Origin of the sequence: Mesoterricola sediminis (assembly GCF_030295425.1) — a bacterium.
Lineage (GTDB): Bacteria > Acidobacteriota > Holophagae > Holophagales > Holophagaceae > Mesoterricola > Mesoterricola sediminis.
Genome location: NZ_AP027081.1, coordinates 770,966 through 781,948, shown reverse-complemented (window position 1 = coordinate 781,948; position 10,983 = coordinate 770,966). Strand labels below are relative to the sequence as shown.

Sequence of the window (10,983 nt, the reverse complement as noted above, 5' to 3'; positions counted from 1 at the left end):
CTGGCATCCCCGGCCCGTTTGGCTTAGCATGGGTGATTCTCCGACCCAAGGCAGGTTTTCCATTTTCATGTTGAATCCAGGCAACGCGTCCACCCCCGTCCGGACCCCGGAGGACATCCTCCGCTGGGTCCGCCAGACCCTGCACCAGCAGTTCCGCCTGGACCCCCGCACCGTGACCCCCGAGGCCAATCTGTTCACGGACCTGGGCCTGGACAGCATCGACGAAGTCGAGCTGGCCCAGCACATGCAGGAATACACCGGCCGGCGCCTCCAGCCGGACGAGTTCCGCCTGATGTACACGGTCCAGGACGTGGTCGACTGCGTCCAGGCCATGATGAGCGCCTGATGGTGGGTCGGTCCCTGCTGGACGTCGGACGCCCGAGCGATTCCCCCGCGGCCCTGGCCCCGGACGGGCCCCGCCCCACCGGCGCCTTCCGGCGGGCGGTGGCCGGGGTGCGGGACCAGGTGCGGACCGGCGAGCGGGTCGTCCTCGCCTGCGAGGACGCCTATGCCTTCGCCGCCGGCCTCCTGGGCGCCGTCCTCGGCGGCGCCCGGGTGATCATCCCCCCCAATCTCCTGCCCGCCACCCTGGCCTGCGTGGGCGCCGACGCGGTGCTGGACGACGCCCGCTGCCTCCGGGAGGGGGCGGCCCCGGCCTCCGGCCCCCTGCCCGACACGGACGTGGAGTTCTGGACCTCCGGGTCCACCGGCACCCCCAAGGCGGTGCTCCGGCGCTTCCACCAGCTCGCCCGGGAGGCGGAGCTCCTCGCCGCCCTCTTCGGCGAAGCGGCGGGCGACGCCCCCGTGGCCGCCACCGTGCCCCCCCACCACATCTACGGCTGCCTCTTCCGGATCCTGTGGCCCCTGGCCACGGGCCGGCCCTTCCTGACGGCCGCCTGCGGGGACCCGGCCAGCTTCCGGGAGGCCATGGCCCTGCGCCCGATCCTGGTGGCCAGTCCGGCCCACCTCGCCCGCCTGCCCAAGCTGGTGGCCCTCGACGGCCTGGACCTTCCGGCCGTCTTCTCCTCGGGCGGCGTGCTGGAGCGGGAGGACGCCCTGACCTGGCGGCGGGCTTCCCGGACGGGCGTCTTCGAGGTCTACGGCAGCACCGAAAGCGGCGGCATCGCCTGGCGGAACCCGGGTCCCGACCCCGCCAGCTCCCGGTGGGCGCCCTTCCCGGACACGCAGCTCGGCGTCGAGGCCGACGGGGCGCTCCACGTGCGGTCCTCCCGGGTGGACCCCGGCGGCCTGCGCATGGAGGACGCCGTCCGCCTGGATCCCGACGGGACCTTCGAGCTGCTGGGCCGCCTGGACCGCACCGTGAAGATCGAGGAGAAGCGCGTCTCCCTGCCCCAGGTGGAGGCGGCCCTGAAGGCCTGCCCCGGCGTCGCCGGGGCCGCGGTGGTGCTCCTGGAGGGCCGGCGCCGCCAGCTGGGGGCCGCCGTCGTCCTCCGCGGGGCCCTCCCGCCGGACGCCCCCGCCCGCCGCGCCCTGGGGGAGGACCTGCGCGCGCGCCTGGCCCAGACCCTCGAAGCCCCCGCCCTGCCCCGCAAGTGGCGGTTCGTGGAGGAACTGCCCCTGGACGCCCGGGGGAAGCTGCGGGCCGAGGCCCTGGCCGCCCTCTTCGAGCCGACCGGCCCCACCCCGTAACGCTAGAATGGGCCACGCGCCCGGAGACCGTCCCGATGACCCTCACCCACGAAGAAATCCTCGCCCGCCTTCAGGCCATTCTGCATGCGTCCTTCGACCTGCCCGTGGAGAAGGTGACCCTGGACGCCCACCTGTTCACGGACCTGGACCTGGACAGCATCGACGCCGTGGAGCTGGCCATCCAGCTCCAGGAGCTCACGGGCCGGCGGGTGAAGGCCGAGGAGTTCAAGCACGTGCGCACGGTCCGGGACGTGGTGGAGGCCGTCCACCAGATGCTCTCCGCCTCATGAGGTTCCCGGAGGGCCGCGGGGGGACCGTCGCCCCCGGGCGGGCGGAATTCGCGATCCAGGTGGAGGCGGACCTGCTGGGGTTCCAGGGGCACTTCCCCCAGGAGCCCATCCTGCCCGGCGTCACCCAGCTGGACTGGGCCGTCCATTTCGGCCGCCTCGCCTTCCCCGGCCTCGGCGCCTTCCGCGGGGTGGACCAGCTCAAGTTCAAGGAACCCATCCGCCCCGGCGAGGCCCTGGTCCTGCAGCTGGAGCACGACCCGGAGCGCGGGCGACTGCGCTTCGCCCTCCGCGGGGCCGCGGGCCCCAAATCCTCCGGCGTCGTCCGGTTCCATCCCGAAGGCTGACCGACGCCATGCACGCATCCCTCCCCCCCATCGCCCTGGGCGCAGGCCCGCTGACCCTCGAGGACGTGGCCGAGGTGGCCCGGGGCCGGGGCGTAACCCTGGCGGCGGACCCCGCCCGCATCGCGGGGGGCGCGGCCTTCCTGGCCGGACTCCTCGCCCGGGGGCACGAGGTCTACGGGGTCACCACCGGCTACGGGGACAGCTGCACGGTGCAGGTGGCGCCGGACCTGGTGCCGGAGCTGCCCCTCCACCTCACCCGCTACCACGGCTGCGGCCTGGGCCGGATCCTGGACCCCGCCGAGACGCGGGCGGTGCTGGCGGCGCGCCTCAACTCCCTGGCCCTGGGCTTCTCCGGCGTGCGGTGGGAGCTGCTCGCGGCCCTGGCGGCGCTCCTCAACCGCGGCGTCCTGCCCCGCATCCCCGCCGAAGGCTCCGTGGGGGCCAGCGGCGACCTCACGCCCCTCTCCTACGTGGCCGCGACCCTCGTGGGGGAGCGGGACGCCCTCTACGACGGCCGTGTCCTGCCCGCCGCCGAGGCCCTGCGGGAGGCCGGCCTCGCCCCCATCACCCTCTTCCCCAAGGAGGGCCTGGCCCTCATGAACGGGACGGCGGCCATGACCGGGCTCGCATGCCTGGCCACCCACCGCGCCGGGTACCTGGAGCGCTTCGCCACCCGCCTCACCGCCCTGGCCGTGGCGGCCCTGCGGGGCAACCGGGACCACTTCCACCCCCGCTTCTTCCAGCTGAAGCCCCACCCCGGGACCCTGCGGGCCGCGGTGCGGGCCTACGAGGACCTGGGGGGCGCCCCGGGGACGGAGGATCCGGCCCGGCTCCAGGACCGCTACTCCGTGCGCTGCGCCCCCCACGTCATCGGGGTGCTGGGCGACGCCCTGGCCTGGATCCGCCGGGACCTGGAGACCGAACTCAACAGCGCCAACGACAACCCGCTCATCGACGCGGAGGCGGGCCTCCTCTTCCACGGCGGCCACTTCTACGGCGGCCACGTGGCCTTCGCCATGGACGGCCTGAAGAACGCCGTGGCCAGCCTGGCCGACCTCATGGACCGGCAGCTGGCCCTCCTGGTGGACGTCCGCTACAACCAGGGCCTCCCCATGAACCTCTCCGGGGCGGAGGGCCGCCGGGCCGCCCTCAACCACGGGCTCAAGGCCGTGCAGATCGGGGCCAGCGCCTGGACCGCCGAAGCCCTCAAGCTGACGATGCCCGCCACCGCCTTCTCCCGCTCCACCGAGTGCCACAACCAGGACAAGGTGAGCATGGGCACCATCGCCGCCCGGGACGCCCTGCGGGTGCTGGAGCTGGCCGAGCAGGTCGCGGCCTCCCTGGCCCTGGCCGTCGTGCAGGCCCTGCGCATCCGGGAGCGCCAGGGGATCGCGGCCGCGGAGCGGCTGGCCCCCGAGGCCCGGAGCTTCCTCGAGGGGCTCGGCTCGGACCTGCCCTTCCTGGACGAGGACCGTCCCCTGGACGGGGTCCTGTCCGGCCTCTGCGACGCCGTCCGCGAACAGACCTGGAGCCTCTACCCATGAAACCCTTCCTGCAAGGCGAGATCGAACTGGAGGCGCCGTTCCACGACGTCGACATGATGGGCTTCGTGTGGCACGGCCACTACGTGAAGTACCTGGAGCTGGCCCGCACGGCCATGATGCGCGAGGCGGGCCTGGACTGGGCCCAGATGCAGGACTGGGGCGTCATCTGGCCCGTGGTCACCTGCTCCATGAAGTACGTCCGCCCCCTGCGCTACGGCCAGCGCTTCCGCGTGGCCTGCCGGCTCCTGGAGTACGAGGACCGCATCCGCATCGACTACCGCATCACCGATGCCGGGACCGGCGAGACCCTCCACAAGGCCGAGACCGTCCAGCTGGCGGTGGAGGCCGCCACCGGGCAGCTGCGCTTCGGGTGCCCCGACGCGCTGCGCGAGGCGCTGGCCGGGGTGGCCCGGTGAGGGCGCACGCGGCCCTGGCCGCCCCCCTCGCCCTGCTCGTCCAGGCCCAGCCGGTGCCCGAGGCCCTCACGGCCCACCTGAAGGCCACGCCCCTGCTCCACGCCGACTTCGTGCAGACCCGGCGCCTGGCGGCCCTCTCCCGCCCCCTCAAGTCCTCGGGGAACCTCGTCGTCTCCCGGGAACTGGGCGTGCTGTGGCGCATGGAGAAGCCCCTGCGCCTCACCGTCGCCCTCGGGCCGAAGGGCGTGGCGGAGGTGGACGCCCAGGGCAACCGGAAGCTCCAGACCGCCAAGGACAACGCCATGGCGGCGCGCATGGCGGGCATCATGAAGTCCCTCCTGGAGGGCCGCTGGAGCGGGCTGGAGGAGCTCTTCACGGTGAAGGGCCAGGGCGGCCCCGAGGCCTGGACCATCCTGCTGGAGCCCCGGCCCCAGACCGCCGCCTTCATCAAGGGCGTGCGCATCCGGGGCGGCGCCTTCGTGGAGACCATCCACGTGGATGAGCCCTCGGGCGACACCACCGACATCCAGTTCCTCCGCTTCAACCCCGGCGCCCCCCTCACCGCCGAGGAGCGCAGGCTCCTCGCCTTCGAGTGATGCGCGCCCGCGGCTGGATCTGGGCCGCGCTCCTGGCCGCGCTGGCCACCTTCGCGGGCCTGCGCCTGGCCTCCGGCCGGGCCCTGGAGACGGATCTGCTGGCCATGCTGCCGGAGACGGAGAAGAACCCCGTCGCCGAGCAGGCCCTCCAGTCCCTGGCCCGGGCCACCCAGGAGCGGGTGATCCTCCTGGTGAAGGGCCCCGGCGACGAGGCCGGGAAGGCCGCGGCCCTGCACCTGGCCCGGGGCCTCGAGGCCTCCGGCGCCTTCCGGGACGTGCAGTCCACCCTGCCCCCCATCGATCCCGGCGACCTGGTGCGCTTCTACGCCCCCTACCGCTTCCGCCTGGCCTCCGGCGCCCTGGCGGGCCCCGACCCCGCCGCGGCCCTGGAGGCCCAGCTCGCGTCGCCCCGGTTCTCCGGCCTGCCCCCCGAGCTGGACCCCCTGGGCGGCTTCGCCGGCTTCCTCGGGAGCCTCCCCTTCCAGTCCACCGGCCTGGAGCTCCGGGACAACCTGCTCACCGTCCGCGCCGCCGACGGCCTCCACATCCTCGTGACCGCGGGCCTCTCCGGCTCCGGGTTCGATCCCCAGGTCCAGACCCGCGCCCTGGGCGCCGTGGAGACCGCCCTGGGGGCCACCCGCGCCGCCTTCCCGGGCACCGAGGTCCTGCGCACGGGCGTCGCCTTCTACGCCGCGGACGCTCGCCAAACGGCCGAGCGTGAGATGAACCTCATCAGCGCCCTGTCCATCCTGGCCATCATCGCCCTCTACGTGGCGGTCTTCCGCTCCGTCCGCCACCTGGCGCTGGGGCTCGCCTGCGCCACGGCCGGCCTGGTATCCGCCCTGGCCGTCAGCCTCCTGCTCTTCGGACGCCTGCACCTCCTGACCCTGGTGTGCGGCGTGAGCGTCCTGGGCGTGTCCGTGGACTACGCCTTCCTCTACTTCGCCCACCATCTGGGCGCGGGGGACGCCTGGCGGCCCCGGGAGGCCCTGGCCCGGCTCCGGCCCCCCCTCCTGGGCGGCTTCGCCACGACGATCCTCGGCTACGGGGCCCTCCTCGCGGCCCCCTTCCCCGGCCTGCGGCAGATCGCCGTGTTCTCCATGGTGGGCCTCGCCGGGGCCTTCCTCACGGTGTTCCTGGCGCTGCCCGATTGGCTGGAGGCGCCCATGCCGCCCCGGCCCAGCCTCCTGGATCCCCTGGCGCGGCTCCACGCCCGGGTGCGGACCCTGGCCCTCCGCCCCTGGGCCCTGCCCGGCGCCTTCGCCTTGGCCGCCCTCCTGGCAGCCGTCGCCTGCCTGGGCCACACGGACGACCAGGTCCGGGGCCTCATCCAGCCCTCCGCCGCCCTGCGCCGGGACGAGGCCCGCCTTTCCGAGCTGATGCGGATCTCCAGCGCCGGGGCCTTCTTCCTGGTGGAAGGCGCGGACGAAGGCCAGGTCCTGGCCCGGGAGGAGGCCCTCCGGGCCCGCCTGCCCATCGAGGGGGTGGAGGGGCTCATGGCCGTCTCCGCCTTCGTGCCCTCCCCGGCCGTCCAGGCGGCCCATCTCGCCCGGAACCGGGAGCTCCGCCCGGCCCTCGCCCGGGCCATGGCCCAGGTGGGCTTCCGGCCCGACGCCGTGGCCCGGGGCCTGGACGGCCTGGAGACCCCGGTCCTCCAGCCCGCCACCTTCCTGGCCCAGCCCTTCGCGGCGCCCGTGCGCATGCTCTGGCTGGGGCAGACCCGCCACGGCCATGCCAGCATCGTCCTGCCCACCGGGACCCCCACCTCCGGGGCCCTGCGCCGGGCCGCCGCCGGCCTCCCGGGGGTCGCCCTCGTGGACAAGGCCCAGAGCGTCAGCGACCTCATGGGCCACTACCGCCGCCTGGCCACGTGGGCCCTGGGCGGGGCCGTCCTCCTCGTGGGCCTCGCCCTGGGGGCCTGGTACGGCCCCCGCTGGGCGCTCCGCCTCCTCCTCCCCGCCGTCCTGGGGATCCTGGCCGCCCTCGCGGCGGGGGCCCTCCTGGGCTTCCCCGTGTCCCTCTTCACCCTCATGGCCCTCATCCTGGCCCTGGGCTTCGGGGTGGACTACGCGCTGTTCCTCCGGGCGGGGGGCCCATCGGCCCTGCTGGGCGTCGCCCTGGCGGGGGCCAGCACCCTCATCTCCTACGGCCTCCTGGGCCTCAGCCACACGCCGGCCCTCCGGAGCTTCGGCGTCCTCCTCGGGGTGGCGGTGACCGTCACCCTCCTCACCTGCCACCTGGCCCTGGCCCAGCGGGAGACGGCATGAGGGCCGCGGTCCTGGCCTTCGCGGCCCTCCTGCTGACCGGGTGCCGGCCCCGCCTGGACTTCCCCTACGCCCTGCGCCCCGCCCGCACGGGGCCGGCGGTCTTCGCCAACCAGGAGGTGCTGTTCAAGCTCCCCGGTGGCCGGACTGAACGTCTCCTCACCACGGTGGAGAACACCGGCGGCAAGGCCTCGGTGGTGGCCTCCACCGTCCTGGGCCAGACCCTCTTCATCCTCACCTGGACGGACGGGCCCGCCCAGGTGGACGCCCGGGTCCCCCTGCCGCCGGAGCTGGATCCCCGGTTCCTCGCCACCCTCATCGAGCTGAGCGACTGGCCCCTGGACGAGGCCCGCCAGGGCCTGCCGGAGGGGGCGGAGCTGCTGGAGGCGGACCAGGTCCGCACCCTGCGCCGGGGGGGCCGGACGCTCCTCGTCCTGACGCGCGAGGGCGCCGCCCCGCCCTGGCGCCGCGTCCGCCTGCGCTTCCCCGCCTTCGGGGTGGAAGCGGAAATCACGACGTTGGAAGATTGACCCATGACCGATCCCGCCCAGCTGGTGGCCCACCGTCCCCCCATGCTCCTCCTCGCCGAGGTCCTGTCCGTGGACGCCGAGGGGGTCCGGGCCCTGGCCCGGGTGGACCCCGGGGCCTGGTACGCGGACCCGGACGGCAGCATGCCCGGGTGGTTTGGCATCGAGCTGATGGCCCAGGCGGTGGCGGCCTACAGCGGCGCCCGCAAACAGGCCGACGGGATCCCCCCCCGCCTGGGCTACCTGCTGGGCACCCAGTGCTACGCCTGCGAAGTCCCCGCCTTCCCGGCCGGCGCCGAGCTCCTCATCGAGGCCCGGCTGGAATACCTGGACGAGATCGGCCTCTCGGCCTTCCAGTGCACCCTCTCCCACGCGGGGCGGCCCGCCGCCACCGCCCTCCTGAAGACCTTCGAGGCCCCATGACCCCACCCAGCGCTCCCCGCCGCGTCCTCGTCACGGGCGGCAGCGGCCGCATCGGCCGCGCCATCGCCCTCGACCTCGCCCGGGCCGGCTTCCACGTGACCGTCCACTGCCGCTCCCGCCTGGAGAAGGCCCGGGAGGTGGCGGCCGAGATCGAGGCGGCCGGCGGCAGCGCCGACGTGACGGCCTTCGACGTCACCGACCGCGAGCATGCGCGCGAGGTCCTCGAGGCCCTCGTGGAGGCCGCCGGCCCCTACTACGGCGTGGTCGTGAACGCGGGCGTCACCCGGGACAACGCCTTCCCCGCCCTCACCGGCGAGGAATGGGACGTCGTCCTCGCCACGGGGCTCGACGGGTTCTTCAACGTGGTGCACCCCCTCACCATGCCCATGGTGCGCACCCGCAAGGGCGGGCGCATCGTGTGCGTCGCCTCCGTCTCGGGCGTCATCGGCAACCGCGGCCAGGTGAACTACAGCGCGGCCAAGGCCGGGCTCATCGGCGCCGCCAAGGCCCTGGCCGTGGAGCTCGCGGGCCGGGGGATCACCGTCAACTGCGTGGCCCCGGGGCTCATCGAATCCGAGATGCTGGAGGGGGTGGACCTGGGCTTCGCCCTCCAGGCGGTGCCCATGGGGCGCATCGGCCGGCCCGAGGAGGTCGCGGGGCTCGTGGCCTTCCTCTTCTCCCCGGAGGCCGCCTACATCACCCGGCAGGTCATCGGCGTCAACGGCGGGATGATCTGACCGCCGCCGCGGCGACGGCGAAGGCGTCCGCCCCCGGCAGGGCGCCCCAGGGCCCTTCGGACGGACCCCGGCCCGCCATGGCTGCGTCCAGGCTCCCGTAGGCCCCCTCCCCCTCCCCGAGCACCAGGAAGGCGGCCCCTTCCCCCGGCGGCGTCCCCCCCTCGCCCCGGGCCCAGAGGTAGGCGGTGAGATCGGACACCTCGTCCACCACCCCCGCCAGGACCCGCGTCGCGCGGCCCTCGGCCAGCATGAGCCGGGCCGCGAGCAGCACCGCGTCCCCCAGGCCCTGGAAGCGGCTCAGGGAGAGGCTGGGGCCCGTGGCCCCCAGGGTGATGGCCAGGTGCGAGGCCGGCGTGTTGTGGAGGGAGCCCGCGAAGTGGGTGGGGGAAGCGCAGGCGTCGCCCCCCTCGATCATGGAATCGATCAGGGCGAAGGTGGTGCCGGTGGCCCCGTAGCCGCTGCCCAGCACCACGCCCAGGCCCTCGAGGCCCGAGGTGGGCATCCCGGCGTCCTCCAGGGCCAGGCAGGCCCCGAGGAGGGCGATGCGGCTGAAGGCGTCGATGCGGCGCAGGGCCCGCCGGGGCACGAAGCGCTCCAGGGGGGCCGTGTCCGCGCGGAAGGCGGGGATCGCGCGCCGCCCCTCGCCCCAGGGCAGCTCGTAGAGGCCCGGCTGGGCGGGCTCGAGCAGGGCGCGGGCCCCCGCCCCGAAGCCTCCCACGGCGCCGACGCCCAGGACCGCGGGGTTCACCGGGCCTCCGCGAAGGCCACCACGGCGTTGTTGCCGCCGAAGGCCAGGGACTGGGAGAGGGCGAGGCGCCCCCGCACGGAGGTGGGCCGGTCCACGGGGACCGCGCCGCCCAGGGCGGGGTCCGGCTCCTCGAAGCCGGCGCTGGCCGGGATGCGGCCCGCCTCCAGGCAGGCCACGGTGAACACCGCCTCCAGCGCGCCCGCGGCGCCCAGGGTGTGCCCCGTGTAGCCCTTGGTGGAGAGGAAGGGCACGCCGGGCAGGACCTCGCGCAGGACGAGCCCCTCCACCTTGTCGTTGTCGGGGGTGGCCGTGCCGTGGGCGTTGACGAAGGCCACCTCCGCGGGATCCAGGCCCTCCAGGGCCCCCGCCAGGGCGCGGCGGAGGCCGGCCCCCTCCGGGTGCGGGGCCGTGGGGTGGTACGCGTCGCAGGCGGTGCCGTAGCCCGCCACGAAGGCCCGGGCCCGGGCGCGGCCGGGCCGCTCCAGCACGAGGACCCCCGCGCCCTCGCCCAGGTTCAGGCCCGTGCGGTTCCGGTCGAAGGGGCGGCAAGGCTCGGAGGCGGTGATCTTCAGGGCCCGGAAGCCGTTGTACGTGATCCGGCTCAGTTCGTCGGCCCCGCCGGCCAGCACCACGTCGCAGAGGCCGGCCCGCAGCCACTGGGCCCCCAGCCCCACCGCGTCCGTGCCCGAGGCGCAGGCGTTCACCACCGTCTGGAGGGGACCGGTACAGCCGAACGTCCGAGCCAGGGCTTCCGCCGGATTGCTCCGCAGGATCCGCGCCATGGCCTCGAGGGGGGGATGGCCCCCCGCGCGGTAGGCGCGGCAGAAGGGCTCGTCGTTGAGGGCGCAGCCCACCGTGGTGCCGATGCACACCCCCACCCGCAGGCGGGCGAGGTCCTCCGGGGCCAGCCCCGCGTCGGCCAGGGCCTCCCGCGCGGCCCAGGCCAGCAGGCCGCTGGTGCGCAGGAGGGCCGGGTCGGCGGCGAAGCCCCCCACCTCGAAGACCGGGCAGGGCTCCGGGTGGTCCGTGGTGAAGGCCGTGGGAGGAGCTGGCGAACGGACACCGGCGGCCATCGACGCCAGGCTGGCCTCCAGGCCCCGTCCCGCCGCCGAGATGCAGCCCAGGCCCGTGACGGCGATCATCCCTTGCCGCGCGCCTCGACCAGGGCGGCGAGGGTGTCGATGGACCGGAAGGCGGGCTTGGCCTCCTCCATGTCCTTGAGCTCGATGCCGAAGTGCTTCTTCAGGAGCATGACGATCTCGACGGCGTCCAGGGAATCCAGGCCCAGGCCCTCCCGGAACAGGGGGGCGTCGTCCTGGATGTCCTCCGGGGCGGTGTCCTCGAGGTTCAGTTCCTCGATGAGCAATGTCTTGAGCCTGAGCTTGGTTTCCATGAACCTTCCGTTTCCTGGATCGGGGCTGAAATGGTCTGCGTTGGGCCATCA

Annotated in this window: 14 protein-coding genes; 11 read left to right on the top strand and 3 right to left on the bottom strand. The window is 74.7% G+C overall.

Going from position 1 to position 10,983, the window contains the following annotated elements:
* The first annotated feature begins 67 nt into the window (after positions 1 to 67).
* The 11 genes from R2J75_RS03345 to fabG are packed head-to-tail and all read left to right on the top strand — an operon-like array spanning position 68 to position 8,791.
* Positions 68 to 346 carry an acyl carrier protein gene (locus tag R2J75_RS03345; RefSeq protein ID WP_243331210.1) on the top strand — a complete coding sequence of 93 codons (279 nt, stop codon included), beginning with the start codon at positions 68 to 70 and terminating at the stop codon, positions 344 to 346.
* Positions 346 to 1,650 (top strand): class I adenylate-forming enzyme family protein, encoded by a 1,305-nt coding sequence (locus R2J75_RS03340; RefSeq protein WP_316411069.1) that lies wholly within the window; start codon positions 346 to 348, stop codon positions 1,648 to 1,650. Before R2J75_RS03345 ends, R2J75_RS03340 begins: the two co-directional genes overlap by 1 nt.
* Positions 1,651 to 1,685: 35 nt before the next feature.
* Positions 1,686 to 1,940 (top strand): acyl carrier protein, encoded by a 255-nt coding sequence (locus R2J75_RS03335; RefSeq protein ID WP_243331216.1) that lies wholly within the window; start codon positions 1,686 to 1,688, stop codon positions 1,938 to 1,940.
* Positions 1,937 to 2,284 carry an ApeI family dehydratase gene (locus R2J75_RS03330; protein ID WP_243331218.1) on the top strand — a complete coding sequence of 116 codons (348 nt, stop codon included), beginning with the start codon at positions 1,937 to 1,939 and terminating at the stop codon, positions 2,282 to 2,284. The genes R2J75_RS03335 and R2J75_RS03330 overlap by 4 nt, the downstream gene beginning before the upstream one ends.
* 8 nt (positions 2,285 to 2,292) lie before the next feature.
* Positions 2,293 to 3,828, top strand: a complete 1,536-nt coding sequence (locus tag R2J75_RS03325) for an HAL/PAL/TAL family ammonia-lyase (protein ID WP_243345650.1) — start codon at positions 2,293 to 2,295, stop codon at positions 3,826 to 3,828.
* The gene (locus R2J75_RS03320) at positions 3,825 to 4,244 is read left to right on the top strand and encodes an acyl-CoA thioesterase (protein ID WP_243331222.1); all 420 of its coding nucleotides are present in this window, start codon (positions 3,825 to 3,827) and stop codon (positions 4,242 to 4,244) included. Before R2J75_RS03325 ends, R2J75_RS03320 begins: the two co-directional genes overlap by 4 nt.
* A complete protein-coding gene (locus R2J75_RS03315) occupies positions 4,241 to 4,840 on the top strand; it encodes an outer membrane lipoprotein carrier protein LolA (RefSeq protein WP_316411068.1) in 600 nt (199 codons plus the stop codon). Before R2J75_RS03320 ends, R2J75_RS03315 begins: the two co-directional genes overlap by 4 nt.
* Positions 4,840 to 7,107 carry an MMPL family transporter gene (locus tag R2J75_RS03310; RefSeq protein ID WP_279342681.1) on the top strand — a complete coding sequence of 756 codons (2,268 nt, stop codon included), beginning with the start codon at positions 4,840 to 4,842 and terminating at the stop codon, positions 7,105 to 7,107. The genes R2J75_RS03315 and R2J75_RS03310 overlap by 1 nt, the downstream gene beginning before the upstream one ends.
* Positions 7,104 to 7,634 carry a DUF3261 domain-containing protein gene (locus R2J75_RS03305; RefSeq protein ID WP_243331330.1) on the top strand — a complete coding sequence of 177 codons (531 nt, stop codon included), beginning with the start codon at positions 7,104 to 7,106 and terminating at the stop codon, positions 7,632 to 7,634. The genes R2J75_RS03310 and R2J75_RS03305 overlap by 4 nt, the downstream gene beginning before the upstream one ends.
* A 3-nt stretch (positions 7,635 to 7,637) precedes the next feature.
* Positions 7,638 to 8,054: an ApeP family dehydratase gene (locus tag R2J75_RS03300; protein WP_243331226.1), complete on the top strand. Its 417-nt coding sequence runs from the start codon at positions 7,638 to 7,640 to the stop codon at positions 8,052 to 8,054.
* Positions 8,051 to 8,791: a 3-oxoacyl-ACP reductase FabG gene (fabG, locus tag R2J75_RS03295; protein ID WP_243331228.1), complete on the top strand. Its 741-nt coding sequence runs from the start codon at positions 8,051 to 8,053 to the stop codon at positions 8,789 to 8,791. The genes R2J75_RS03300 and fabG overlap by 4 nt, the downstream gene beginning before the upstream one ends.
* On the opposite strand, the gene R2J75_RS03290 is transcribed toward fabG, so the two are convergent.
* From R2J75_RS03290 to R2J75_RS03280, 3 genes are read right to left on the bottom strand one after another with little or no spacing between them, the layout of a single operon-like run.
* Positions 8,772 to 9,539 carry a beta-ketoacyl synthase N-terminal-like domain-containing protein gene (locus R2J75_RS03290; RefSeq protein ID WP_243331332.1) on the bottom strand — a complete coding sequence of 256 codons (768 nt, stop codon included), beginning with the start codon at positions 9,537 to 9,539 and terminating at the stop codon, positions 8,772 to 8,774. The genes fabG and R2J75_RS03290 overlap by 20 nt on opposite strands.
* Complete coding sequence (locus R2J75_RS03285) at positions 9,536 to 10,681, bottom strand: beta-ketoacyl-[acyl-carrier-protein] synthase family protein (protein ID WP_243345649.1); 1,146 nt, start codon at positions 10,679 to 10,681, stop codon at positions 9,536 to 9,538. Before R2J75_RS03285 ends, R2J75_RS03290 begins: the two co-directional genes overlap by 4 nt.
* Complete coding sequence (locus R2J75_RS03280; RefSeq protein ID WP_243331230.1) at positions 10,678 to 10,932, bottom strand: phosphopantetheine-binding protein; 255 nt, start codon at positions 10,930 to 10,932, stop codon at positions 10,678 to 10,680. Before R2J75_RS03280 ends, R2J75_RS03285 begins: the two co-directional genes overlap by 4 nt.
* Positions 10,933 to 10,983: the final 51 nt, after the last annotated feature.

Excerpts from the sequence above, each read along its gene's own strand:
- R2J75_RS03280 (WP_243331230.1), bottom strand. The coding sequence starts at position 10,932 with ATGGAAACCAAGCTCAGGCTCAAGACATTGCTCATCGAGGAACTGAAC.
- fabG (WP_243331228.1), top strand. The coding sequence starts at position 8,051 with ATGACCCCACCCAGCGCTCCCCGCCGCGTCCTCGTCACGGGCGGCAGC.
- R2J75_RS03330 (WP_243331218.1), top strand. The coding sequence starts at position 1,937 with ATGAGGTTCCCGGAGGGCCGCGGGGGGACCGTCGCCCCCGGGCGGGCG.
- R2J75_RS03335 (WP_243331216.1), top strand. The coding sequence starts at position 1,686 with ATGACCCTCACCCACGAAGAAATCCTCGCCCGCCTTCAGGCCATTCTG.
- R2J75_RS03325 (WP_243345650.1), top strand. The coding sequence starts at position 2,293 with ATGCACGCATCCCTCCCCCCCATCGCCCTGGGCGCAGGCCCGCTGACC.
- R2J75_RS03300 (WP_243331226.1), top strand. The coding sequence starts at position 7,638 with ATGACCGATCCCGCCCAGCTGGTGGCCCACCGTCCCCCCATGCTCCTC.
- R2J75_RS03345 (WP_243331210.1), top strand. The coding sequence starts at position 68 with ATGTTGAATCCAGGCAACGCGTCCACCCCCGTCCGGACCCCGGAGGAC.
- R2J75_RS03320 (WP_243331222.1), top strand. The coding sequence starts at position 3,825 with ATGAAACCCTTCCTGCAAGGCGAGATCGAACTGGAGGCGCCGTTCCAC.
- R2J75_RS03285 (WP_243345649.1), bottom strand. The coding sequence starts at position 10,681 with ATGATCGCCGTCACGGGCCTGGGCTGCATCTCGGCGGCGGGACGGGGC.
- R2J75_RS03305 (WP_243331330.1), top strand. The coding sequence starts at position 7,104 with ATGAGGGCCGCGGTCCTGGCCTTCGCGGCCCTCCTGCTGACCGGGTGC.
- R2J75_RS03310 (WP_279342681.1), top strand. The coding sequence starts at position 4,840 with ATGCGCGCCCGCGGCTGGATCTGGGCCGCGCTCCTGGCCGCGCTGGCC.
- R2J75_RS03340 (WP_316411069.1), top strand. The coding sequence starts at position 346 with ATGGTGGGTCGGTCCCTGCTGGACGTCGGACGCCCGAGCGATTCCCCC.